Genomic DNA, 25,036 nt, shown 5'->3' on the forward strand with positions numbered 1-25,036 from the left:
GGGATCAGGACTGGCTGCCATGGGCATCTGACCTTGGTGCTGCCACCCGCCAGCTCAGTTTAGCGTTGAGATAAAAGTTCCAAAATACAACAATACCAATTGCGATCAAGTTAGCGAGCAAATAGTGAATGCCCAGGCGCTCGCTTAGCAAGATCAACAACAAAGAGTTGAGCAGCAGGCCAATCAAGCAAATGACATTAAACTTGACCAGTCGCTGCAGACGATTCCAGAGGCCTGGCTGTAGCCGAGTGACATGGCGAAAGGTCCACAGGTCGTTCCAGAGGAAGTTATTGAGGATGGCCACCTCAGAGGCGATAAGTTTGCTGATAGCCAGATCCCACCCTAAGTTGTTGGGATCGTGGAACAGATACAGCAATGTCATATCCACAAACGTGCCGGACAGTCCAACCATGCTGAAGCGCAAAAAGGATCCCACTTGACCTAGCGAAAAGCGCAGCGCAATGAGGTGGTGGAGATACTGGAGGCAGGTTTGCAGTTGGATTTTGCTCTCGCCGTTTTGGCGCTCCTGAAAGATGTAGCCGACTTCAGCAATGGTCCTCACCCGGCCCCGCGCCAGCACCTCAACTAGCAGCTTGTAGCCTTTGGGGCTGAGCGGGATCCCGGCAATAGCCTGGCGTCTGACTAGAAACAACCCGCTGAGAGGATCCGACACCCGCCTAAAAACCCCAGGAAGTAGCATCAGCCCAATCCACTGGGCCCCCCGGGAGACGAGGCGCCGGCCCAGGTTCCAGTGGCTCACTCCCCCCGACTCCGCGTAGCGGCTGCCCACCACCAGGTCTACTCCCTCTTGGATGGCAGGCCACAGCTTGAGAACAATCTCCGGCGGGTGCTGCAAGTCCCCATCCATCACCCCCAGGACCTCGCCGCGGGCCGCTTGCCATCCCCGCAACACCGCCGTGGCCAGCCCCCGTTCGTGGTCTCGGCAGATAACCTGCAGTTGGGGAAATTCCTCTTGCAGTTCCTGGGCCACTTTGGCGGTGTAATCGGGGCTATTGTCATCCACCACGATCAGCTCGTAGGCCCCAGGTAGGATTTTGTCCAGGTGGGCACACAACTGCCGGATCAGGCTGCAGATGCTGGAGGCCTCGTTGTAGGTGGGAACAACCAGCGATAGCTGGACAGAGGTGGGCTGAGAGAGCGGCGGGATTTGAATAGGGACTGTCGAAGCTTGCGGATGGTTGGACGAAGTAAGAGTTCCCTGAGGCATTCAGCAGGCCATCCAAAAAACATCGAGGAGAATCCTAAGCAGGAGCGCGGAAACACCGCTCCGCGCCACCAAAGCGCTAATCCCCTATCCTATCGGGGGATAACCCCCAGAGCTAGACAGTTCTCCACCTGCCCAGCTTGCCTAGGAAGATCCCGTCGAAGGGAGCGGGATCTAGGCCGCGGCAGAGTTGGGCTCTCGCAAGCCTCGATGAGCGTTTGTTTGGCCTGCCAGTCGAGGAGGAGCTGCGCCATGGCTAAGCCGCCAAGGGGTTGCAGAGGGCCCTCTGGCCCGTTGCTATCTGTGGGCGGTAGTTGGCGCAGGTAGAGCTGGGTGGGCAGAGAGAGCAACTGAACCGAAACGTAGGGCAGGGGGCCGGCCTCTTGCCAACCGCCTCCACTGCAGGGGCGATAAACGTCTGCGGCGAGCGGCTGCCAACCGTCAACTGTGGCTCGTTGTAGCAGCAGATCCCGTGGACAGCTGTGAAGGGGAGCTGCTCAGAAAGAGAGGGCTAGGCTTTGCGAGCAGATGCCGCCTGCGGCTGTTGCATCCAGCGTCGCACTCTAGGCAGGAGAGGATTGTTCATCATTTGCTCGGCGACGTCTTTCTCTCCTTTAACCGGCCAGCCCAGGGAGCCGCCTAGTCGCCAATGGTGATCTGGCCAATCATGCCGGCTTCTGCGTGACCAGGGATGGTGCAAGCCAGAGAGTAGACCCCAGATTTGAGGGGGATAAACTGCCACTCCACCGACGCGCCCGGCTTGAGCTCAATTTCTCGGACCTGCCCTTTAATTTCCACGCCAGCCACTTCCAGTTTGCGTGTCCAAACAGCATCGGCAAAGTCCTTGGCGCTGAAGTAGTGCTTCAATTGGCTGGGGTTGCTCAAGCGCAATCGGTAGAGGTTGCCATTGCGAAAAAAGAGCTCCTTAGGCGCAAATACCAACTGGTTGTCAACCGTGCCCAGCTCGACTGCCCTGTCCTGGGGCGTTTGCCGCGACAGATCCCGTCCCCACGCCGGCCAGGAGATCCCGCTGCTCAACATCCACAGACAAAAGCTCACTAGCAGGAGATAGCGCAGCCCACGCAGCATACCCAACAGGGAAACTCCGCCTGGAAACCTAAGATAGCAATTCACGAAAAACGGGGCAGGCAACCCCCAACTTTAGCCAGGGGGTACTTGACCAAGCCGCACGGTTGGGGGCGCCTCTTCGGCTGTTCCCCTCTCCCATTCCACCGCTACCGCTGCAACGTAGCCATCGGCAACCCCCAGAGGCAAGGTTAGCCAGCCGGGATCCCTGGCCAACCTTTTGGCACCAGCCAGGCCCACACCCATGGCTTTTAGGAGAGCCTCTTTTTGGGTCCATATCTGCAAAAAAGCCGCATCTCGCTCTGGCGGTGGGCAGGCTAGGAGGTAAGCTTGCTCGGCAGCAGAAAAGTAGCGGCGGGCAATGCGCTGCCAGCGGGGCACGGGTCGGATCCGCTCCAAGTCCACGCCAATTCGACGGTGCAGCGCCAAGCCAACCAGGATCCACTGGTGGGAGTGGCTGAGGTTAAACTGCAGCGGCAGAGGTGGATCCCGCCAGTAGGGCTTACCGTTAGCCGTGCGGTCGAGGGAGATGGCTTGAGGCGGAATGCCGCTATAGTGGCTAAGCAAAGTTCGCAGCAACAAGCGGCCAGCCAGAAAACGGCGCCGATCCCCCACCAGTTGCAATTGCCCCGCCCGCTGCCGTTCCTCGAGGGAGAGCAGGTCAAGCTGAGGAAGCAACACCTCCAGAGGGGGCACTGCCTGTAGCCACAGGTGGATCTCCGGCTTTTCCAGCTCCACCAGCGGCTGCCGCAATCTTACCCTTCCACCCTCTTGAGACCTAGACAGCTCGAGAGGTTGCGAATGGGGTAACATGGCCTTGAGCTGGCGTGGTTGGCAACACCACCTAGACAGTACTTCCTTTAGACGTGTTCCCAAGGCCCGGCTCGAGCTAATGTCTTCCTTTCACTACCCACCCCGCCCCGGCCCTGTTCGCGCCGCTCGACAACAGGCCATTTGCCAAGGGATCCTCTGGCTGTTGCTGGGCTTTACGGCTATTTTGTCCGGCTCCGCTGGGGCCTTCCTGGCGGCCATACTGCCCCGCCCGATCCTTCCCCCTTCTCTAAGTGCTGAGGAACAGGCAGCCTTTCGACCGGATGCCCTGCGCGCCGCTGCTCTAGATCGATCCTTGCACATCCTCATTCTGGGCCTCGACAGGCCAGATCCCGTCCTCTTGGGAACAGGGGATCAGGACCGCTTCAACACCCGCTCTGACACCATTCTTCTAGCCCGCTTTGACCCCCAGGCGCGGCGGATTACCGTGTTGTCGATCCCCCGCGACACCCGCGTGCGCCTGCCCGGCTTCGGCGTGGCCAAGATCAACGCCGCCAACGTGGTGGGAGGCCCCGCCCTAACAGCTCAGGTGGTAAGCCAGTTGCTGGGCGGGATCCCGATTGACCGCTACGTCCGCCTCAATACCGAAGCCCTGGAAGCGCTGATTGACGCGGTGGGTGGCGTAGAGGTCTACGTGCCGGAGCCCATGCACTACGTGGATCGTACGCAGCAGTTGTTCATTACCCTACAACCCGGCTGGCACCGCCTCAACGGCAAACAGGCCCACCACTTTGCCCGCTTTCGCCACGACCAGCTGGGGTTAGGAGATATTGGCCGGGTGCAACGGCAACAGGAGCTGCTGCGGGCCCTCAGCCGGGAACTGCTCTCCCCTGCCGTCTGGCCGCGCATCCCAAAGGTTTTGCAGGTTGTCCGCGCCCACTTGGATACCAACCTCACCTGGGAAGAAGTCTTGAGCTTGGCCAAATTCCTTCTCACCTACGGCGGGGATCGCATGGATCTGGTGCTGTTGCCGGGCCGCTTCAGCCAGGCGGGAGAATTTGCCACCAGCTACTGGCTGCCGGATCTGGCCGGGATCCGCCGTGTGGCCGCCACCCATTTTGGCCTAGAGGCGGAAGTAACCCCCATCCCGCCGCAACACCTGCGCATAGCCGTGCAAAACGCTACCGGCAAGCCGGGGATGGCCCGCCGCATGGTGCAAGAACTGGTTAGACAGGGCTATGCCCAAGCTTTTGCCGTCGAGGATAGCCCCCAGGTGTTGCCGCGCACCGAGATCCTTGCCCAAAGTGGGGACCGGGAGGGGGCTAGGCAGGTTCGCGCTGCCATTGGGCTAGGAGAGGTGCGGGTGGAGTCCACGGGAGTTCTCAACTCCGACGTCACCATTCGCCTAGGTCGAGATTGGGCGGAGCAGCTTACCCTTAGTAGGAACCAAGCTCAGAGCCTCTAGGGCCAGCTGGTTTGAGTGCAGATTTATTGCCCTGCTGCCCTAAACGGCAGAGCACAAAGCCGCTCTACTGGGGCCTACGAAGGTCATGCATAGTAGTGGGCAAGGCTTGAGGCTTGGTCTTCTTGGTAAATTGGAACTAAGCTGGTTCGAGTGACAAGCTACCTATGGCCGTCTTGGAGCAAGGAGCCATCACTGTCCACACGGAAAATATTTTTCCCATCATCAAGCAGTTTCTCTACTCGGATCGCGAGATCTTTTTGCGGGAGCTGATCTCTAACGCTGCTGACGCTATTGCCAAGCTGAAAATGGCCAAGCTGGCCGGCGAAGTGACGGAGCCTCCAGAACCAGAGATTGTTATTGCGCTCAACAAAGAGGCAAAGACTCTCTCCGTAAGCGACACTGGCATCGGCATGACTGCCGAAGAGGTGAAAAAATATATCAACCAAGTGGCCTTTTCCAGCGCTGAAGAGTTTATTCAAAAGTACAAAGACAAGGGTGCTGACCAGGTGATCATCGGCCACTTTGGCCTAGGTTTTTATTCTTCCTTTATGGTGGCGCAGCGGGTGGAGATCGACACCCTTTCCTACCAGCCCGGCAGCACCCCTGTGAAATGGTCCTGTGACGGCAGCCCCAATTTTACCCTCTCGGATTCCCAGCGCTCTGCTATCGGCACCACCGTCACCCTTTACCTAACCCCCGATAGCGAGGAGTACCTGGATCCAAGTCGCATCCGCGAATTGGTGCGCAAGTACTGCGATTTTATTCCCGTTCCCATCAAGCTCAATGGAGAAGTCATCAACCGGCAAAAGCCCCTCTGGAAGATTTCTCCCTCAGAGCTCAAAGACGAGGACTACCTGGAGTTTTACCGCTACCTGTATCCCTTCCAGGAAGATCCCCACTTCTGGGTTCACATCAACACGGACTATCCTTTCATTGTGCAAGGGATCCTTTACTTCCCCAAACTGCGCCCGGACATCGATCCCACCAAGGGCCAAGTTAAACTGTTTTGCAACCAAGTTTTTGTCCAGGATAACTGCGAGGAAGTTATCCCTAAGTTCCTCCTGCCCCTTCGCGGTGCCATCGACAGCCCTGATATTCCTCTCAACGTCTCCCGCAGTTTCCTACAGAACGACCGCACTGTCAGGCGCATTGGGGATCACATAGCCAAAAAGGTGGCGGATCGCCTCAACGAGCTCTACCGAGAAGACTACGAAAAGTACGTCAGGGTCTGGCCCGATATCAGCCTATTTATGAAGTTTGGGGCAATGAATAGCGACAAATTCTTTGCCCAGATTAAGGACATTCTCATCTTCCGAGTGGCCGGATCCCCTGCCGACAAACCCGAGTACGTGACCCTCAAGGAATACCTAGAGCGCACGCGAGAGAAACAGAACAAGCGGGTTTACTACGCCACGGACGAGGCAGCCCAGAGCGCCTACATTGACCTGCACCGCTCCCAGGGCCTAGAAGTCATCATGCTAGATAGCTGGATCGACAGCCATTTCAGCAGCTTCCTGGAGCGAGAGTATCGCGAAGAGGGGATCCAATTTAAGCGGGTGGACTCGGAGTTGGATGAAGCCCTGATCAACAAAGACAAAGCTGCTGAGCTTGTCGACCCCCTAACTCAGAAAACCCGTAGTGAAAAGCTAGTAGATCTTTTCCGTCAGGCGCTGGGGAAAGAAAAGCTGCAGATCAAGGCTGAGGCCCTTAAGTCCGAGTCTGTGCCGGCCATGATCCTGCTGCCGGAAACCCTGCGGCGCTTGCAGGAGCTCAATGCCATCCTGCAACAGAAGCCGATGGAGTTTTTGGAAGAACACACCTTAGTGGTCAACACTGCCCATCCCCTCATTCAGAACCTGCAAGCTTTAGCCGAGGAGGGCCGGGATCCAGAGCTAGTCAACCTTATCTGCAACCACATCTATGACCTGGCGCTGATTACCCAGAAAAGCTTCGACCCGGCAGCGGCGCGGGCTTTCGTGCAGCGCTCTAACGAGGTGCTGACGCGGCTTACCCGCCGTCAGTAGGCAGCACTCTCCCAGCTTGCCCCTGCTTGCAGGGCTTCTGCTGCCCCAGGCAAGGGGGGACGAGGGCCAGCGCCGTTTCTACTTTCTTGGAGAAGGGGAGCCACTTGACGCATGAGCGTAGCCATCTCCAGGGCGCTCATGGCGTACTCCCAGCCTTTGTTGTTTTTGATCCCGGCTCGCTCCAGCGCCTGCTGCAGGGTGTCCGCCGTGAGGATCCCGAAAATGACCGGCACGCCAGTGCGAAAGCCTGCTGCCGCGATCCCCTTGGCCACCTCTGCCGACACATAGTCAAAGTGGGGGGTCTGCCCTCGGATCACCGCCCCCAGGCAGATGATGGCATCGTAGCGGCGGGACTGGGCCAGTTGGTGGGCCACCAGCGGCACCTCAAAGCTGCCAGGCACCCAGTAGTAGTCCACCTGGCGGCTCTCGGGGCTGACATCCAGGCCATGCCGCCTCAGAGCATCCTGGCACCCCTCCAACAACTTGCCCACAATCAAATCGTTAAACCGACTGATGACGATAGCTAGACGCAGATCGCCTGTCTGCGTAAAATTCCCCTCGTAAACTGCCATCTTGCTGCTCCAGGAAAAGGAAGCGGCCTCCTCTAGGCTACAAAGCTGCACTCTTCCATCCTGACATACTTCTTGCCATCCCACTTTCAGGAGGATAGTTCTGCAGCTGCCCATCGAGCAGCAAGATTGACATCCTCCCCCAGTGATCTAGCTAGGCCAGGAAGGGATCCCTGGCCGGACGGCGCGGCAGTCTGGTACATGTCTCCAGGCTGGCGGCCCACTCGCCGATGAGGGTGTTGACCCAGTGAGGCAGCTCGTCGTGGGCGCAGTGACCCACCCCCGGTAGCTTCACCAACGTAAGAGCTGGCTGCCAGTGCTTGAACTGATCTGCCAAAAAGCTGGGTACCGCTGGATCCTCTTGACCCCAGAGGAGGAGAATGGGCATTTTGAGGGTGGGCAGGAGGCGCTTGGGGCTATCGAAGGGGCGGCAGAGGATGGCCCTGAGGCTGTCCAAGAACACGTGGGCTGCTCCTGGCTCAAAAGCTGGCGTTTGGAAGATCTGCACCAGCTCATCGTCCACTTGCTCATCGCGCTTGTAGACGTTCTTGATCCAAGCCCGCAGCACCTTAGTCTGTCGCAGCCAATTAAAGAGGTGAGGGCCCAGCAGCGCCAGGATCCCCTCGCAGAAAGCTCGCACTAGGGCATCCCAGGGAGGGGGCAGTTCTTCTGGATGGGGCCCGTCGGCGCAGCTAATCAAGCATAGGCCCCTCACCATCTGGGGATAGCGGGCAGCCGCAATCACCCCCACCAACCCGCCAAGGGAGTGGCCAACCAGGATCACAGGCTGGCGGATGTGGACGCGCCAAAACTCGTACACCTGCTCCACCCAGAGATCGACGCTGTAGGCGATCTCCGGCTTGGCGCTCTTGCCAAATCCCAGCAAGTCAAGGGCGTAGACAGGGCGCTGGGATCCTAGAGGGACGATGTTGTGGCGCCAGTGGCCGACGGAGGCGCCAAAGCCGTGGATTAAAAGAGCCGGCGCTGCCACCAAGTTTACCTGGCCTGCAGGAGTTTGGGCGCGACTAGGAGTGTAGGTGAAGTGAACCGGCCAGCCGCGCCAAAGCCAGGTTTGAGAGTGGCCGTAGCGAGGCAGGCCCGAGAGGGGATCCCTGCTGTCGCCTGCCTGGGACGGGGAAGGTAGGGATCCCGGCGCGGAGGGAATAGAAAGGGGGTTGGGTGTGTGCAAGGAAGGAGCGAACAAGCCACCTCCATCAGAATAGACCAATCATGGCCGCTTCTTCGGAGCGTCTAGAGTGGACTAACGAGGCGTTTTGGGGACTAGAGGTTCCGCCCAGCTTCCGCCCGCCAGCAGTCTTCGCTTGAGCTTGCAGATTCGATGAGCGAGAAAACCGACGAGACGGCCTGGATAGACCCGATTACAGCAGCCAGCTTTCGCCAGATTGACCAAGAGATCGGCCCCCACCCCTGGCAGGGGATCCCCTATGAGATCGTGCGCCGCGCTATCCACGCCACTGCTGACTTCGAGCTCCGGGATCGCTTTGTGTTCAGCCCCACGGCGGTTGAGGCGGGGCTAGCGGCCCTGCGGCAAAAACGGCCAGTGGTGGTGGATGTGAGGATGGTAGCCGCCGGGATCCAAGCTGGTCTGCAGGCCCAAGGGATTCCGCTCCACTGCGCCTTGGACTGGGTGGAAGAGCCCCTCGAGGCGGGGCAAACCCGCACTGCTCAAGGGATGATCAAGGTGGCCCGCCGTCACCCGGAGGCAATCTTTGTCGTCGGCAACGCGCCCACAGCCCTGCTGGCGCTGGTGGAAGAGATTCGGGCGCAGCGGGTTCGGCCCAGCCTGGTGATTGGGGTGCCGGTGGGCTTTGTGGCAGTAGAAGAGGCAAAGCAAGCCTTGGCCCAGACAGAGGTTCCCCAGATTCGGGTGGAGGGCCGTAAAGGGGGATCCCCGGTGGCTGCCGCCATTGTCAATGCCCTGCTGCTGGCTGCCCGCCGGGACTAGAATTGGGGACGAGCTGGGAAGGCCATCCAGGAATCTCGCCGCGATAGAAATGCAGGAAACCCCATACGCCAGTACACCCGCCTGTCGAACGCTAGATGGCGAGCCAGTTGCCTCAGCTTGCAGTTGTAGGGGTAGCCGGAGATGGCTCGGTGGCTTCCTGGGGGATCCCACCCCTTTCGCAGGCCAAAGTCCTGGCCGGGCCTCCTAGCCTACTCCAGCACTTTGCTGACCATCCAGCCCGCAAGATCCCGCTGACCGGGTCAGTGGAAAGTTGGATCCCGCTTCTGCAGCAGGAGCTAGCGCAGGGATCCCTGGTCTTGTTGGCCAGCGGGGATCCGCTGTTTTTTGGGATTGGGCGCCTGCTGACCCAGTATTTCCCGAGGGAGCAGTTGGCTTTTTATCCCCAGGTGAGCTCGGTACAGTTGGCCCTCAACCGCCTACAGATCCCCTGGCAGGAGGCCACTATCCTCAGCCTGCATGGGCGGGGAATGGAGCAGTTGGAACCCGTTCTCAAACAGGGATCCCCTGTGATTGTAGTGCTCACCGATCCAGAGCACACACCAGTCAGCTTGGCCCAGTTCATTGCCGACCTGCGGCTGCCAGTGCGCTACCAGGCCTGGGTGTGCAGCCAACTGGGATCCCCCCAGGAGCAGATCGTGCCCCTGCAGGAAGGGGAGAACTCTGCCTTCCCCAGCCCTAACCTGGTGGTGCTGCGGCGCGTTGAGCCGAAACCGGATCCCAGCCGCTGGCCTTTGGTTGGGATCCCGGACGACCAGTTCCACACCTTTCCCGACCAGCCCGGCCTAATCACCAAGCAGCCCATCCGCCTCCTCACCTTGGGAGCCTTGCAATTGCCGCGACGGGGGGTGGTGTGGGATATCGGGGCTGGCACGGGCTCAGTGGCTGTGGAGATCGCCCGCCTCTCTTCCCAGCTCCAGGTCTATGCCATCGAGCGCAACGCCATGGGCATTTGTCTCATCCAGCGCAACCGCCAACGCTTTGGTCTGGAAAACCTGCAGGTAATCCCAGGGGCAGCGCCTCAGGTGCTGGCTGACCTGCCGGATCCGGATCGGGTGTTGCTGGGAGGGGGTGGAAAGGGGATCCCCCAGCTCCTGCCCACAGTGGCGCCCCGCCTACGGCCTGGAGGGATCCTGGTAGCCAACTTCGCCACCCTAGAAACCTGCAGCGAAACCCTGCAGTGGCTGCGCTCACAGGGCTGGCAGGTGCGAGTGGAACATGTCCAGATCTCCCGCTCCACGGCCTTGGCTGAGGGCACTCGCTTTTCCCCCCTTAACCCCGTTTACCTGCTGCAAGCAATCCCTTCCACCTCGAAGTTCCACTAAGCCCTCAACTGAATGGGAGAGAGTTCAGGGAAGGCTTAGGCACGGCCTAGGATCCAGGCGATAAGGGGGGGATCCCTATGCTCAAGATAGTACCGAACGGCTGAGGTCAGGTCTAGCTCCAAGTCGCGGTTTTGGATGTCGGCGATCATTCTGTACATCAGCTCCAGGTGAATGCGATCCTCTTTGGTGAGCAGCTCATACTTGCCATTAGGGCTGTTGTTGAGGGCAGCCAAGGCCGCTTGGGTGGCAGTAGCTGTTGGAGAAGGAGGCTTGAGGCGGGCGTCCCGCAGCAAGAGAAACTGAAGCCCAGGGTGAGCAATCACCAATTGGTTGAAGTTATTGACCTGCCAATACATGCTGCCAGCAGCCACTTGGATAAAGGCAATCACCCGCTTTTGGCTGGGGAAATAGAGGTGATCTGGAAGCTTGCGTTTGCCCAGCTTCAGGGTGCTCATGGGGACAGGATGGATCCCTTGCAGGGCATTGACGATGGTGCGCAATTTGCCGATATCAGCTGTGCTGTCGATGATCGCCTCTTGAGGATAGGCGGCGCGGAGCTGAGCCTCAGTGGTGCGGAGATAGGGATCCAGCGTCTCAACAAGATCGGCAGATCGGCTGGGATCCCGAAGGGGTGGAGATAGAACGATGGAGGGGCCGTGGGCAGGCAGAAGGGGGATGAGCAGTTGTTTGAGGGTTTGCAGCTCAGTCTCGAGGCGCTGGACGCGGGCGGCTAGATTGCTGGCAGTGGGTACAACTTGCACCTGGGGAGGGAGAGGGATCCCGTTGATGTAGTGGCGGTAGTAGGCTGAGGCTCGGTTGAGAATGGCGCGGATGGAGGGTTGGCTGAGGATATCGCTGAGGTCATCGGCGGTGAAGAGAGCTTGGAGGTGGATCCCTGAGGGCAGACGGGTTTGCAGAAGGGTTTGAAGCTGGGGAAGAGAGGGGGGATCCAGAGAGAGAACGGTTTGGGAGAGACGATCAACGGTGGCCCGGTCAAATTGGGTTTGGAAATGTTGCCAACGGTCGGGGAACAGATTGAGGATAAACAGACTGTTGGGGATACGGGTAAAAAGCTCTTTCAGGGCATCGCCAAAGTTGAGAAGGATATCTCGATTTTCCTCTCGGCCCAGAGCCTCCAATTGGTCGAAGACAATGATCAGGGGCTGGTCGAGCAGCGAAAGCCTGCCGATGACTTTCATCCCTTCTAGGGCAAAGGTGTTGCGATCCAGATCTGCACTCCAAGGGGGCAACCCAATCAAGTTGGTTTCTTCAGGATCCAGGTCGGTACCGCTGAGCCAGCGGATGATCTGGTGACGGCGGTTGGGATCCCTGTAGCTGCAGTATTTGATGATGCCCTTGAGAATGTTTTCGGTGGAACCGGTAAGGAAGTTTTGCTCTGCCCACCAGCGCAGAACCAGTTTTTCAATGGCTTGCCATTGCTGACGACGACGCTCGCTGCCTTCTGCTCCTAGGCGATGAAAGAGATTAAGGGGATCCGCAGTGAGAATAGAGAGAAGCTCCTCATTTTTTTGAAGTTTGGGGGAAGTTTTCAAGATTTCCACAAAGCTTTTGGCAACGAGATAATCAAGCTGAGTATGGTGACGAGCATCAACTTGTTCTCGCAGGGATTCCAGGGTGTGGCTGTAGATGTGGTGATAGATGTTGTCGGGATGGGTGGGCTGAGGGATAAACAGGAGACGGTTGTGGCGCAGCAGGTTTTGGGCCACCCGCATGATTAGGTGAGTCTTGCCGGATCCAGGTTCCCCCAGTAGGACAACGCCCCGGCTCTGGTGGTTGGGATCCCGTTGAATGTCCTGGAGAACGGCTATGAGTTGCTGGTACTGAGACTGATAGATGGTAGCCTCGTCGGGGTAACTCTGAAAGGGATTGTCAACTCTACTGCTGGCAAAGGGGTTGGGAATATTCTGAGCTTTGAGCTGAGCGTGGGTGAGGTGGCGATAGAGGTGATAGGTAAAAAGAGCATCGTAGCTGGCGTCGTGGGCCAGTTTGGAGTTGAAATAGCCGCTCTCCAGTTGGATACCAAGATGTTTGCTAAGATACTCTAGACTGTAGCTGGGGAGGTTGGGGAAACATTCCTTGGCAGCTAGCCAAGTGCAAAAAACGGGGTTAGGAAGCCACTCTTGGTTAGCTTGCTCAAAGGCTTGTTTAAGGATTTTTAGGTCGTGCTCTGCGCGGTGGAAAACGAGGGTTTTACCTTGGGCCAAACGCCGCAGGTCTGCAACAATCTGGGCTAAAGGCTTGGGCTGGGGGTGGCCAGGCGAGTATTCCTGGGTATGGGCGTGGTAAACAAGCTTACCGCTGCTGTCGACAATGGCAATCTCTTCGAGGTTAGGGTTGCCCTCGGTGTCAATAACCAAGTAGCTCATGGAAAGGGAGGTTCTGGAGCACTAATGAGCCAAAAGTACCACTGTAACTTTCTTTCTAAATGGACAGGGGGTCTAGGAGGTAACCTAGCTTCCCAGCAGAGGGGCTAGGAAGCCAGGCGGGCATTTGCCTAGAATGGCAGGAGGGCTGGGAAGTGGTGGGCCTCCTAGGGCTCTAGCCCTCGTCCTCCTCGTCGTTGCTAACCCCCCCTCGGTAGAGGTAAGAAGAACGATTGGTTTTCTTGATGTAGTCCTTGATGGACTCCAGGTCGATGTAGCGATCCGCCAAGTTGATGAGCTGATCGCTGGTCATAGAGCGCAGGCTAACCACCTCTACCCGTGCTCCCTGGTAGCTGACAGCATTGACGGCATAGGCCAAGTCCCCGTCGCCGCTTACCAGCACCGCTGTCTCATACCAGCGCACCAGCGACAACATGTCCACGGCAATCTCCACATCTAGGTTGGCCCGCTTGGATCCATCGGGGAGTTGGGTCAGCTCTTTGGTAACCACACGGAAGCCATTGCGGCGCATCCAGAGCAAAAACCCCTGCTGCTTTTCGTTGTTGCGGTCGACGCCGGTGTAGAAAAAGGAGCGCAGAAGGGGAGAACGGCCGGTGAGCGTCTTCAGGAGGCGGGTGTAGTCAATCTCAATGCCCATCTGCAGGGCAGCGTAGAAGAGGTTGGCCCCGTCAATGAAGATGGCTACGCGCCCGCGGTTGTCCTGAAAAGGCTCCGGAAGCTGAAAGCCAGGGTCAGGGTCAAGACGCAACATTCGAGTTTTCTTCTCCAAGTTTTGGCCAAGGGATAGAAAAGGTAGGATATTAAAATCAGGGGAGCAAGGCATCGGCCCATGAGAGCCCTAGCTTACGCCATTACCCTAGCGTAGAAGATCGCTCCCCCCTGGAAGACTTCCAAAATCCTAAAGAAAAAATACTTAGCTGGAGGGCACTTGCAGATGCCTGGGCAGGAGGGCCCGCCACCCTATCGTTTCCCCATTCCCCTACTCAAAGGCGTGTTGCGCGGCCGCTGCAAGCGCTTCTTTGCCGAGGTGGAGCTGGAAAATGGGCAACAGGTAACTGCCCACTGCCCCAACACCGGCCCGATGACGGGAGTTTGCCAGGTGGGGGCACCCGTTTGCCTCTCCTATCACCCCGATCCCAGGCGCAAGCTGGCCTACACCTGGGAGATGATCCAAGTGGGGGAGGTGTGGGTAGGGATCAACACTGGCCTACCCAATCGCCTAGTGGAATGGGGGCTGCAGCAGGGCTGGTTCCCCCAACTGGCTCAGTTTTCCCGCTGGCGGCGGGAAGTGGTCTGGGGCAAAAGCAGGGTGGACTTTCTTTTGGAGGGGCCGGGCGGCTGTGCCTACCTGGAGGTTAAAAATACAACCTGGGCTGTTGGCTCCTGTGCCCTTTTTCCCGATACCGTGACGACTCGCGGTCAAAAACACCTGGAAGACTTGATGGAGATCCGCCGACAGGGTCAGCGGGCTCTGCTGCTGTATTGGATTAACCGCGCCGATTGCACCGAGTTTGCCCCCGGAGCAGAACGGGATCCCCGCTATGCCCGTCTGTTTCACCAGGCCCTGCAGGCGGGGGTTGAGGTGCTGCCCTACCGGGTCGAGGTTTCGCCGCAAGGGATCCGCCCCCTGGGCCTAGCTAAGCTTGTGGCTTGAGAGAACCTTCTGGGATGCGAGTAGCCACCTGGAATGTCAACTCCATCCGCAGCCGCCTGCCCCAGGTTTTGGCCTGGCTGGACAAGCAGGGATCCCTGGATGTGCTCTGCCTGCAGGAGACCAAGGTGGTGGATGCGGAGTTTCCCCGTGCCCCCTTCGAGGAGCGGGGCTTTCATGTGGAGGTGTACGGGCAGAAAGCCTACAACGGCGTTGCCCTCATCAGCCGGGAGGTGCCGGAAAAGGTGGAGCGGGGCTTTGCTGCCCTGCTGCCAGCAGCTGCAGAGCTGGATGAGCAAAAGCGGCTTATTGGCGGCCTCTACCACGGCATCCGCATCCTCAACCTCTACGTGCCCAATGGCGAGGCGGTGGGATCTGACAAGTACGCCTACAAGTTGCGCTGGCTGGCCTGCCTGAAAGACTACCTCCAGGTGGCCCTCGACCAGGGGCAGCCTATTCTGCTCTGTGGCGACTTCAACATCGCCCCGGAAGATCGGGATATCTGCGATCCCGGCAAAGCCGGAGAAATCATGGCCTCTGAGCCGGAGCGGCAGGCCCTACGGGAGATCCTGGCTTTGGGCTTTGAGGATGCCTTTCGCAAGTTTAACCCGGACCCTGGGCATTTTAGCTGGTGGGACTACCGGGCCGGGGGGTTCCAGAAGAATCGGGGCTGGCGCATTGACCACCTCTACCTTTCCCCCCTGCTTCAGGACAAAGCTACGGCTTGCTGGATCGACGTCGAGCCGCGGCGGGCAGAAAAGCCCAGCGACCATGCCCCTGTGGTTGTGGAGCTGGCAGTCTAAAACCCTAAGCTGCTCCCTTGAGACAACAGCGGCTATCTACGCTAGGCTGGTAGACGTTAACGAATGTATCGGGCTGCCGCCATGGCGCTCTTTGGTTTCGGCAAACTGAGCAAGAAACTGACCCTGCCCACCCCGGAGGAGGCTTTGCCGGGCCGCTCCGAGCCAATGGCAATCGTTAACCGGCACTACGTCAAGGGCACGCCCCTGAAGCCCCCTTTTCCCGAGGGGATGGAGCTAGCCATGTTTGGCATGGGCTGCTTCTGGGGAGCGGAGCGCAGGTTTTGGCAGTTGCCTGGGGTGTATACCACTGCAGTGGGCTATGCGGGCGGGTATACTCCCAACCCCACCTATGAAGAGGTCTGCACCGGCTTAACTGGCCACAACGAGGTGGTGCGGGTGGTTTACGATCCCAGCCAGATTAGCTACCTCCAGCTCTTGAAAGTGTTTTGGGAAAACCACAATCCCACCCAGGGGATGCGCCAGGGCAATGATGTGGGCACTCAGTATCGCTCCGGCATCTACGTCTATTCCCAGACCCAGCGGGAGCTGGCGGAAAAAACCCGCGACCTCTACCAGCAAGTCCTGAGCGCCCATGGCTACGGCCCCATCACTACTGAGATCCTGGAGGCTCCAGAGTTCTACTACGCCGAAGACTACCACCAGCAGTACCTCGCCAAAAACCCGCGCGGCTACTGCGGCCTGGGGGGAACTGGGGTACCGCTGCCGGAGCTCCTCACCCCCGACCTTGCTCCCTAGAGAGAGAGGGAACCTAAAAGATGCGGCGGGAAGGGGATCCCCGCTCCAGCAGCTCCCTGGCCACTAGGGTCACCACCGCCAGCAAAGAAAGCACCACCGCGGCTGCATAGGCTGATCCTGTGGCATAGCTGCGATAGGCATCTTCCACAAACAGAGGCAGGGTTTGGGTGCGCCCAACGATGTTGCCCGAGACCACCGCCACAGCGCCAAACTCCCCCATGGCGCGGGCATTGGTGAGGATGACTCCATACAAGAGGCCCCAGCGGATGTTGGGCAGGGTAATCCGCCAGAAGACCTGCCAGGAATTGGCCCCCAGAGTTTTGGCGGCTTCTTCTTCCTCGGTGCCGGCCTCTTCCAACACCGGCAATACTTCCCGCACCACAAAGGGCAAGGTGATGAAAGCCGTGGCCAGCACAATGCCTGGAAACGCAAAAATGACCCGCAGGTTCCAGGATCCCAGCCAACCTTGACGGCCAAAGATCAGCACCAGCATCAGGCCGGCTACTACCGGCGAAATGGAAAAGGGCAGGTCAATGAGGCTAAGCAGCAAGGCCCGCCCTGGAAAGCGGCGGCGTGCTAGCGCTATGGCAGCGCAGAGGCCAAAAAGAGTATTGAGAGGCACGACAACCAGGGCAGTTAGCAAAGTCAAGCGGGCTGCGCTGAGAAACTCTCGCTCCCCCAGGTGCTGAAAAAAACTGGGGATCCCTTCCCGCAACGCCTGGTAGAAGACATTCACCAGGGGGATCCCGATGAGCAGCCCCACATAGAGCAAGACGATCCCAATCAGCAGGCCAGCCAGCCAAGGGTTGGCGGGTGGCTTCCCTTGAACCTCGGCAACTCCCTTAGGTCTCATGGCGACTTGCCCAGCCTTGCAGAAGGTTAATCACCGCCAGCGACAGGAAGGAGATCACCAGCATCACCGTCCCAATCACCGTGGCGCCGGCGTAGTCGTACTGTTCCAGTCTTTGGATGACCAGCACCGCTGCAATCAAATCTTCGAAGGGGATGCTGGCGGCAATAATGACGATGGAGCCATACTCACCGACAGCGCGAGAAAACCCCAACGCCACCCCCGTTAGGATAGACGGCAGAATTTGCGGCAGCACCACTCGGCGAAAGGTCTGCCAGCGGGAGGCGCCCAAGCTCCAGGCGGCTTCTTCCACATCCGGTTCCAGTTCCTGCAGCACCGGCTGCACGGTTCGCACCACAAAGGGAAAAGAGATAAACAGCATTGCTACCCCCACCCCCCAGCGGGTAAAGGCAATGCGGATTCCCAAGGGAGCCAGCAGGGATCCTATCCAGCCGTTGCTGCTGTAGACGGTCGCCAGGGTGAGGCCGGCCACAGCCGTGGGCAGGGCAAAGGGCAGATCAATCAACCCCTCGAGGAGCTTTTTCCCAGGGAAGGCGTAGCGCACCAACACCCAGGCGGTTAGAGTGCCCATCACACCGTTCACTAAGGCCGCCAGCAAGGCGGTTACAAAAGTAACCTCATAGGCAGAGAGAGCCAGGGGATCGGTGGCAATTCGCCAAAACTCTGCCCAACCCAAGGTGCTGGCCTTGGCAACCAAGGCAGCTAGTGGCAAGACCAACATCAGGAAGAGATAGCCCAGGGTCAGCCACCACGGCCAAGACACTGGAAACACCGCCTGCAGCAAGGTTCCCTAAGCTCCCACCGCCATGGCTGTCATTTCCGTTTTCTTGATGGGGAAGGCTTTGATTACCCTGGGGCGCACGTAAACCTGCTGCCCAATGTGCAGGGGTTGGTTGGTGTATTGCTCGCGGCTGAGGTGGGCCCAGAGGGATCCGCCATCGCTCAAGACCAGCTCCGCCTGGATCTCCCGCCCTAGGTGGATGATCTCTTTGACCCAAGCCGAGACACCGCTGCTGGTGGGGCTGAGCTCGATTTGGACATCATGGGGGCGCAAGAAAAGCCGATGCGGGCCGGCCTGCGCTTCAGGGAGCTGGCAGGATAATACGGAGCGGGGCGAGAGCTCGTTGACCGGGCCAATAAAGCTCATGACAAAGGGGGTGGCCGGATGGTCGTAGATCTCGGCAGGGGATCCCACCTGTTCGATCCGCCCCTGGTTCATGACCACAATTTGGTCGGCCACCTCCATAGCCTCTTCTTGGTCGTGGGTAACCAGGACGGTGGTGACATGCACCTCGTCGTGTAGGCGCCGCAGCCACTGGCGCAGCTCCTTGCGCACCCTGGCATCCAGCGCCCCGAAGGGCTCATCCAAAAGCAACACCTGCGGCTCCACCGCCAGAGCACGGGCCAGGGCCACCCGCTGCCGCTGCCCCCCCGAAAGCTGGGAGGGGTAGTGATCCCCAAACCCCGACAGTTGCACCAGCTCCAGCAGCTCGTCCACCCGTGCCCGAATTTCAGCTCTTGGCAGCCTGCGGATCTCCAGGCCAAAGGCAATGTTCTGCCGCACCGTCATGTGCTTAAACAGGGCGTAGTGCTGGAAGACAAAGCCGACGTTGCGCTCCTGGACGCTGGCGTGGGTGGCATCCCGCCCGGTGAGGAAAATCCGCCCCGTGTCTGGCTTCTCCAGGCCGGCAATCAGGCGCAGCAGGGTAGATTTGCCAGAACCCGACGGCCCCAACAAAGCCACTAGGGATCCCGTGGGGATGGTGAGATCGGTAGGGTAGAGCGCCTGAAACTCGCCGAAACGCTTCGATACCCCTGCAATGGTGATGCCCATAGGCTCTGCCTAGCTAGTGGTTTGCCTGAGAAGTTGCTGGATTGGTTGCCGGCTGAGTCTTCTCAAAAGGTTGAGGGAAGTTAAACGCCCACCTAATCTACGGTAAACCTGTCAACAAACCGTTGATACAGCTCCCAGAATAACTTGAATGGGAATCCAAAACAAGGGAGCCTCCCTACAACTCGGCTTGAATGCGGTCAAACAAAGCCCCATCGGCAAAGAAGCGGTTTTGGATTGTCTCCCAGCCGCCTAGGTCGGCAACGGTTACCAGTTTCTCAACAGGAGGGTAACGCCAGGCAAACTCTTGCGCCACCGTGGGCTCCACTGGCCGAAAACCCACCTTGGCAAAGGCCCGCTGCGCCTCGGGCGTAAAGAGATAGTCCACAAAGGCTTCGGCCACGGCGCGGGTGCCCTTGCGGTCTACGTTGGCATCCACCACCGCTACCGGGTTGTCGATGGAAATGTTGGGATCCGGCACCACGTAGGGCAAGGGCTGGCCGCGCAAGCCCGCCAGGATCACCTCATGTTCGTAGGTGAGCAGGGCATCCCCCTGCCCTTTTTGGAAAAAGACATCCGTAGCCTCCCGCGAGTCCCGCGGCAGGACGCGGACGTTTTTGTAGACCTGAGTAGTGAAGGCTAGGGCCTGCGGCTCAGGGACAGCGCTCCAGAGGGCCAAAAAGTTCCAGCGGGCACCCCCTGAGGTTTTGGGGTTGGCAGTAACCACCTGCAAGCCAGGCCGAGCCAGATCCGTCCAGGAGCGGATATCGTGGGGGTTGCCCTCCCGCGTTACCATCACCACCACCGAACGGGTGACGATCCCTTGGTTGGGTGTGCGACTTTCCCAACCCGGCCGAATCAGGCCGGCAGCCACAATGCGCTCCACATCCAGGCCCAGGGCCAGGGCTACTACGTCGGCATCCAGCCCCTCGATGACCGCCCGCGCTTGCGTTGCCGAGCCAGCGTAGCTGCTTTCTACACGCACCCGTTGTCCAGTCTGGGCCAGCCAGTGGGCCTCAAAGGCAGGGATGATCTGCCGGTAGGCATCGCGGGTCACTGCAAAAGAAGCTAGCAGAATCCTCACTTCCCCCTGGGATCCCGCCCCGCCGCCGCAGCCACCCAGCCCCAGCAGAAGTCCTAGAACCAGGGATCCCAGCCCCAGCCACCGCCCCACTCTCGCCGACCAGCCCACCGCGATGGGTAATCTGTTCACAGCCATCCCCAAAAGCTTCTCATCCTCAACCCTCTCCCCGAAGACGAGGGAAGGTTGGGCGTCAGGGATCTATTCTACGGTAAGCCGGTCGGTAAACCGTTTTTGGAGCCAGGGCTCCCTAGGCAGGGCGTGGGGAGCGCTGCATCGGCAGCAAGATCCAACGTGGCCCTGAGGAGGCCGGGATCCTCTGGGGAGGGGAGCAACTGGAACCCCGAGCGCCTACACAGGCGGCGCATGCCCTCGTTTTCGCTGAGCACCTCGCCGGCCAGGCGCTGGATCCCTTCGCAGCGGGCCACCTGAATGAGGCGGGTCAAGAGCTCCGTGCCGATCCCCTGTCTTTGGTAGGGATCCGCCACCAAGAGGGCAAACTCCGCTTCCTGAGGAAGGCCGTGTTTTTTGGAGAGACGGCTGATGCCAAGGAGCTGGGGTTCTGGGTCTTGCCGCTCGGCCACTAGGGCAATCTCGCGGTCGTAGTCATTAAAGCAGAGGCGAACCAGGCGCTCGTGGGCAATGCGAGCGCTGTATTGGATGGGGTGGAAGTAGCGCAGGTAGAGGCTGTAGTCGGAGACGTGGCGGTGAAACTCGATCACCAGCGGCTCGTCTTCGGGACGGATGGGGCGGATGGTGATGCCGTCGCGGAAGGGCCAGATGTACTGGCTGGGGTAGGGGCGGATGGCCAACGGCACGGGTGGTTCTTGCTCCGCGCGCAAAATGACGCGGGCATCCAAAGCCAGCAGGCCCTCGCTGGAAGCCAGCAGCGGGTTGATGTCGATCTCTTTGATCTCCCGCTGCTCGGCCACCAGTTGGCTAAAGCGCACCAAGAGCTGTTCCAGGGCCTCCAGATCGACGGCTGGGCGTCCCCGCACCCCCTTGAGGGCTTTGTAGATGAGGGTGTTTTCCATCAGACGCCGGGCCAAGGTGGTGTTGAGGGGGGGAAGGCCAATGGAGCGATCCTGAAACACCTCCACCAGTTGGCCGCCACTGCCAAACAGCAACATCGGCCCAAACTGGGGATCCTCGCTGCTGCCCAGGATCAGCTCGTAGCCGTTGGTGGGAACCATGGGCTGCACCGTCACCCCTTGAAAGTGCTCTGGCCCTGCTTTCTCGCTGACGTTGCTGCGGATCTGGGCAAAGGCTCGCCGCACTGCCTCGGCATCGGGCAGGTTGAGCTGCACGCCGCCTACGTCGCTTTTGTGGGTGAGGGTGTGGGAGTAAAGCTTCAGCACCACCGGGTAGCCTATGGCCTCAGCAGCTTCCACCGCCGCTTCCGAACTTGCTGCCACCCGCGTGGGCACCACCGGGATCCCGTAGGCGGCTAGGATCTCCTTGGACTCGACCTCGGTTAAGAGCGTGCGACCTTGCTGCCGGGCTTGGCTGAGGATTTGGTGCACCCTATCCCGCTCGACCGCTCTTGCAGGGGGCAAAGTGGGAGTTTCGTAGAGGGCCTTGAGGTTGTCGCTAAAGCGCCACAAGTAGCTAAACACCCGCGCCGCCTGGTCGGGGTAGCGGTAGGTGGGGATCCCGGCCTGGTTGAGGATCTGCTCGCCGGCATCCACCAGGGCTCCCCCCATCCAACTGGCCAGGATGGGTTGGCGGGATCCGCTGCGCCGCCAGGTCTCCACCACTTTCTCAGCCGTGGCCGTGGGATCCGTCATGGCTTGGGGGGTGAGGATTACCAAACAGCCCTGGCTAGCGGGATCCCGCAGCACCACTTCCAGCGCCTGGGCAAAGCGCTCCGGGCCGGCATCGCCCAGGATATCGATGGGGTTGCCGTGGCTCCAGTGGGGCGGCAGGATCTGGTTGAGCTGCTCCAGGGTTTGGGGAGAAAGCTGGGCCAGGGATCCGCCGGCGCGGATGAGGGCGTCGGTGGCCAGCACCCCCGGCCCGCCGGCATTGGTGAGGATGGTGAGGTGGGGCCCTTGGGGACGAGGCTGTTTGGCCAGCACCTCCGCCATGTCGAAGAGATCTTCAATGCGATCCACCCGCAGCACACCACAACGGCGAAAGGCCGCATCCAAAACCGCGTCGCTGCCGGTGAGGGATCCCGTGTGGGAGGCTGCTGCCTGGGCTGCTGCCTGGGTGCGTCCCGCCTTGATGACGATGATGGGCTTGCTCAGGGCCACCTCGCGGGCTGCCGATAAGAAGGAGCGGGCATCTCCAATGGATTCCATGTAGAGGACAATGCTGTGGGTATGGGGATCCTCGCCCAGGTAGTCGATCAGATCCCCCCAGCCCACATCCAGCATTGATCCCAGGGAGATGAAGGCGCTAAAGCCCACATTTTCCCGCAGGCTCCAGTCCAGGATTGAAGTGCAGAGGGCCCCGCTTTGGCTGATAAACCCCACGTTGCCGGGTCGGGCCATCTGGGCGGCAAAGGTGGCATTCAAGCCAGTGTGGGGGTTTTGGATCCCCAGGCAGTTGGGGCCAATTAGGCGCAACTTGCCGCGGGCGGCCTGTTGGATGGTCTTTTCCAGGGCCAACCCCTCCGGGCCGATTTCCTTAAAGCCTGCCGAGAGGACAATGGCCCCCTTGACTCCGGCCTCGACGCATTCTTGGATAACCGCCGGCACCCCGGCTGCCGGGATGGCGATGATGGCCAGATCCACCGGCTCGAGCAAGGCGGAAAGCCGCTCGTAGGCCCGGATGCCCAACACCTGGTGCCGCTTGGGGTTGACCGGGTAGACCGTGCCGCCAAAGGGATGGCTAATGAGGTTCCACAGCACCGTGCGCCCAACACTGCCCTCGCGCTCTGTTGCCCCCACCACGGCCACCGAGCGGGGCAGAAAAATGGGAGCTAAGGGGTGGGATCTGGCCTTCCAGATGTCGAGGCTGGGATCGGGGCGGTGCAGCGTAGCCATAGCCGTTGCCAGGGTGGGGGTCACGTTTTGGCTGGGAGCAAAAAGGCGGCTCTTAGGCCAGAGCCGGCTCCGGCTGGTGGTAGAGAGCAGCCTCTACCCGGCAGCCCCGATAGGCCAAGATGTACAGCTCCTTCATATCCTGGATGAGGGGGTAGCGGGGGTTGGCGCCGGTGCATTGGTCGTCAAAAGCCTGCTCCGCCATCGCTTCCAGACGGTCGTAGAACGCCTGCTCGCTCTCGCTGAGGGCCTCGCGAATGCTGGCCGGGATCCCCAGCTTCCGCTTGAGCTCCTCGATGGCCTCAATGAGGCGCATGACCTTTTCATCGTCATTGGCCCCGCCCAACTGCAGGTAATCGGCAATCTCGGCATAGCGGTGCTTGGCGTTGGGGTAGCGGTATTGGGGAAAGATGGCCTGCTTGAAGGGAGCGTCGGTGGCGTTGTAGCGGATGACGTGGGTAATCATCAAAGCGTTGGCCAGGCCGTGGGGCAGGTGGAAGGTGGATCCCAGCTTGTGCGCCAGGGAGTGGCACACCCCCAAAAAGGCGTTGGCAAAGGCCATGCCGGCAATGGTGGCAGCGTAGTGGACTTTTTCCCGCGCTTCTGGATCTTCGGCCCCCCTCTCGTAGGCCCGCGGCAGGTAGGTCATCAGCAGCTTAATCGCCTGCAGCGCCAGCCCGTCGGTAAACTCGCTGGCCATCACCGAGACATAGGCTTCCAAAGCATGGGTGAGGGCGTCGATGCCGCTGTAGGCGGTTAGCTTCTTGGGCATCTTCAGGGTGAGATCCGGATCCACGATGGCCATGCTGGGGGTGAGGGCGTAGTCCGCCAGGGGGTACTTGATCCCCACCCGGTCGTCGGTCACCACCGCAAAGGGTGTCACCTCGGATCCCGTCCCGGAAGTGGTGGGGATGCAGACCAGTTGGGCCTTTTGCCCCAGCGGCGGCAGCTCGTAGACCCGCTTGCGGATGTCCATAAAGCGCGTTGCCAGGCCTTCAAACTCCAGCTGGGGCTGCTCGTACATCAGCCACATCACCTTGGCCGCGTCCATGGGGGATCCGCCGCCCACGGCGATGATGACATCCGGCTGAAACTGGCGCAGCTGCTCCAGGCCGCGGTTGACGGCGCTGAGGGTGGGATCCGGCTCCACGTCGTGGTAGACATCCCACTTTATCTGGAGCTCCTCGAGAACCCGGGTAACCGGCTGCAGCACACCCAGCTCGAAAAGGGGCTTGTCGGTAACCAAAAAAGCCCGCTTTTTGCCGGCCAACTCCCTCAAGGCCACCGGCAGACATCCCCGCTTAAAGTAGATCTTGGGCGGCACCCGGAACCAGAGCATATTTTCCCGCCGGTAGGCCACCGTTTTGACGTTGAGCAGGTGGCGCGGCCCCACATTGTCCGAGACGGAGTTGCCCCCCCACGTGCCACAGCCCAACGTTAACGAGGGATCCAGCCTGAAGTTGTAGAGATCCCCAATCGCCCCCTGCGAAGAGGGGGTGTTGATCAGCACCCGCCCTGTTTGTAGGGCATTCTCAAAGTAGGCAATATCGTCCCGATTGGCTGGATCGGTATACAAAACAGAGGTGTGACCCCGCCCACCGAAATTGACCACTTGGACGGCAATATCGACAGCGCTGTGGAAATCCTTGGCGCGGTAGAGGGCCAAAACAGGGGCCAATTTTTCGTAGGAGAACGGCTCCTCAGGCCCCACCTTGTCCACTTCTCCAATCAGGAGCTTCGTGCCTTCGGGTACTTGGATCCCGGCCAGAGCGGCAATGGTCTGCACCGATTGGCCGACAATAGCCGGATTGAGGCGGCCGTCTTTGAGGAGGAGGCAGCGCACCGCTTGCGTTTGTTCCGGATCCAAAAAGTAGGCCCCCCGCTGGCGGAATTCGGCCTTGACCTGCTCGTAAACAGCATCCACCACGATCACCGCCTGTTCTGAGGCGCAGATCATGCCGTTGTCGAAGGTCTTGCTCAAGATAATCGAGCTGACGGCTGTGGGGATGTCGGCGCTGGCATCGATCACTGCCGGGGTATTGCCTGCCCCCACCCCCAAAGATGGGTGGCCGGAAGAATAGGCCGCCTTGACCATGCCAGGGCCCCCGGTGGCCAGGATCAGCTTCACCTCAGGATGCTGCATCAAAGCCTGGGAGAGCTCAATCGTGGGCGCGTCAATCCAGCCAAACACCCCCACCGCCG

Annotated in this window: 20 protein-coding genes; 7 read left to right on the forward strand and 13 right to left on the reverse strand. The window is 59.9% G+C overall.

All coding sequences use genetic code 11. The annotated features are described in order from the left end of the window. Positions 1 to 4: 4 nt before the first annotated feature. The 3 genes from NW808_RS10770 to NW808_RS10780 form a co-directional block, all read right to left on the reverse strand. Positions 5 to 1,228, reverse strand: a complete 1,224-nt coding sequence (locus tag NW808_RS10770) for a glycosyltransferase (RefSeq protein ID WP_414409592.1) — start codon at positions 1,226 to 1,228, stop codon at positions 5 to 7. A gap of 636 nt (positions 1,229 to 1,864) precedes the next feature. Next, positions 1,865 to 2,314, reverse strand: a complete 450-nt coding sequence (locus NW808_RS10775) for a sulfocyanin-like copper-binding protein (protein WP_414405532.1) — start codon at positions 2,312 to 2,314, stop codon at positions 1,865 to 1,867. A 72-nt stretch (positions 2,315 to 2,386) separates the two neighbouring features. Then, the gene (locus NW808_RS10780; protein ID WP_414421185.1) at positions 2,387 to 3,064 is read right to left on the reverse strand and encodes a 4'-phosphopantetheinyl transferase family protein; all 678 of its coding nucleotides are present in this window, start codon (positions 3,062 to 3,064) and stop codon (positions 2,387 to 2,389) included. Positions 3,065 to 3,203: 139 nt separating this feature from the next. Between NW808_RS10780 and NW808_RS10785 the strand changes: the two genes are divergently transcribed. Beyond that, positions 3,204 to 4,547 (forward strand): LCP family protein, encoded by a 1,344-nt coding sequence (locus NW808_RS10785; protein WP_414421186.1) that lies wholly within the window; start codon positions 3,204 to 3,206, stop codon positions 4,545 to 4,547. Positions 4,548 to 4,711: 164 nt separating this feature from the next. Beyond that, a complete protein-coding gene (gene htpG, locus NW808_RS10790) occupies positions 4,712 to 6,571 on the forward strand; it encodes a molecular chaperone HtpG (protein ID WP_414405529.1) in 1,860 nt (619 codons plus the stop codon). On the opposite strand, the gene ribH is transcribed toward htpG, so the two are convergent. Together ribH and NW808_RS10800 are read right to left on the reverse strand one after the other, a co-directional pair. Next, complete coding sequence (gene ribH / locus NW808_RS10795; RefSeq protein ID WP_414393477.1) at positions 6,565 to 7,143, reverse strand: 6,7-dimethyl-8-ribityllumazine synthase; 579 nt, start codon at positions 7,141 to 7,143, stop codon at positions 6,565 to 6,567. The two genes, htpG and ribH, sit on opposite strands and share 7 nt — an antisense overlap. Before the next feature lie 151 nt (positions 7,144 to 7,294). Next, positions 7,295 to 8,344, reverse strand: coding sequence for an alpha/beta fold hydrolase (locus tag NW808_RS10800; protein ID WP_414421187.1), 1,050 nt, complete (start codon positions 8,342 to 8,344; stop codon positions 7,295 to 7,297). 135 nt (positions 8,345 to 8,479) lie between these two features. Between NW808_RS10800 and NW808_RS10805 the strand changes: the two genes are divergently transcribed. Then, positions 8,480 to 9,106, forward strand: a complete 627-nt coding sequence (locus tag NW808_RS10805) for a cobalt-precorrin-8X methylmutase (protein WP_414421188.1) — start codon at positions 8,480 to 8,482, stop codon at positions 9,104 to 9,106. Between the two features lie 107 nt (positions 9,107 to 9,213). Then, positions 9,214 to 10,449 carry a precorrin-6y C5,15-methyltransferase (decarboxylating) subunit CbiE gene (gene cbiE, locus NW808_RS10810; RefSeq protein ID WP_414421189.1) on the forward strand — a complete coding sequence of 412 codons (1,236 nt, stop codon included), beginning with the start codon at positions 9,214 to 9,216 and terminating at the stop codon, positions 10,447 to 10,449. A gap of 35 nt (positions 10,450 to 10,484) precedes the next feature. Here the strand turns inward: cbiE and NW808_RS10815 are convergent, their stop codons facing one another. Together NW808_RS10815 and NW808_RS10820 are read right to left on the reverse strand one after the other, a co-directional pair. After that, positions 10,485 to 12,836: an AAA family ATPase gene (locus tag NW808_RS10815; RefSeq protein ID WP_414421190.1), complete on the reverse strand. Its 2,352-nt coding sequence runs from the start codon at positions 12,834 to 12,836 to the stop codon at positions 10,485 to 10,487. A gap of 172 nt (positions 12,837 to 13,008) precedes the next feature. Continuing rightward, positions 13,009 to 13,605, reverse strand: coding sequence for an NYN domain-containing protein (locus NW808_RS10820; protein ID WP_414393469.1), 597 nt, complete (start codon positions 13,603 to 13,605; stop codon positions 13,009 to 13,011). Between the two features lie 183 nt (positions 13,606 to 13,788). On the opposite strand from NW808_RS10820, the gene sfsA reads away from it, so the two are divergent. From sfsA to msrA, 3 genes are all read left to right on the forward strand, one after another. Continuing rightward, complete coding sequence (sfsA, locus tag NW808_RS10825; protein WP_414421191.1) at positions 13,789 to 14,508, forward strand: DNA/RNA nuclease SfsA; 720 nt, start codon at positions 13,789 to 13,791, stop codon at positions 14,506 to 14,508. Positions 14,509 to 14,522: 14 nt separating this feature from the next. After that, positions 14,523 to 15,308 (forward strand): exodeoxyribonuclease III, encoded by a 786-nt coding sequence (xth, locus tag NW808_RS10830; protein ID WP_414409601.1) that lies wholly within the window; start codon positions 14,523 to 14,525, stop codon positions 15,306 to 15,308. Between the two features lie 81 nt (positions 15,309 to 15,389). Next, positions 15,390 to 16,064 (forward strand): peptide-methionine (S)-S-oxide reductase MsrA, encoded by a 675-nt coding sequence (gene msrA / locus NW808_RS10835; protein ID WP_414409715.1) that lies wholly within the window; start codon positions 15,390 to 15,392, stop codon positions 16,062 to 16,064. A 13-nt stretch (positions 16,065 to 16,077) separates the two neighbouring features. Here msrA and cysW read toward each other — a convergent pair whose 3' ends face one another. From cysW to adhE, 6 genes are all read right to left on the reverse strand, one after another. After that, on the reverse strand, positions 16,078 to 16,917 hold the full coding sequence (gene cysW / locus NW808_RS10840) for a sulfate ABC transporter permease subunit CysW (protein ID WP_011429375.1): 840 nt from the start codon (positions 16,915 to 16,917) through the stop codon (positions 16,078 to 16,080). Then, on the reverse strand, positions 16,907 to 17,719 hold the full coding sequence (cysT, locus tag NW808_RS10845) for a sulfate ABC transporter permease subunit CysT (protein ID WP_414402644.1): 813 nt from the start codon (positions 17,717 to 17,719) through the stop codon (positions 16,907 to 16,909). The genes cysW and cysT overlap by 11 nt, the downstream gene beginning before the upstream one ends. 6 nt (positions 17,720 to 17,725) lie before the next feature. Next, complete coding sequence (locus tag NW808_RS10850) at positions 17,726 to 18,769, reverse strand: sulfate/molybdate ABC transporter ATP-binding protein (protein ID WP_414421192.1); 1,044 nt, start codon at positions 18,767 to 18,769, stop codon at positions 17,726 to 17,728. 175 nt (positions 18,770 to 18,944) lie between these two features. Next, positions 18,945 to 19,985 carry a sulfate ABC transporter substrate-binding protein gene (locus NW808_RS10855; RefSeq protein ID WP_414421193.1) on the reverse strand — a complete coding sequence of 347 codons (1,041 nt, stop codon included), beginning with the start codon at positions 19,983 to 19,985 and terminating at the stop codon, positions 18,945 to 18,947. A 68-nt stretch (positions 19,986 to 20,053) separates the two neighbouring features. Continuing rightward, the gene (locus NW808_RS10860) at positions 20,054 to 22,861 is read right to left on the reverse strand and encodes a GNAT family N-acetyltransferase (RefSeq protein WP_414421194.1); all 2,808 of its coding nucleotides are present in this window, start codon (positions 22,859 to 22,861) and stop codon (positions 20,054 to 20,056) included. 28 nt (positions 22,862 to 22,889) lie between these two features. Then, a partial coding sequence (gene adhE, locus NW808_RS10865) for a bifunctional acetaldehyde-CoA/alcohol dehydrogenase (RefSeq protein ID WP_414421195.1) occupies positions 22,890 to 25,036 on the reverse strand: 2,147 nt, incomplete at its 5' end.

The sequence above is a fragment of the Synechococcus sp. W70.1 genome, assembly GCF_047461515.1.
GTDB lineage: Bacteria > Cyanobacteriota > Cyanobacteriia > Thermostichales > Thermostichaceae > Thermostichus.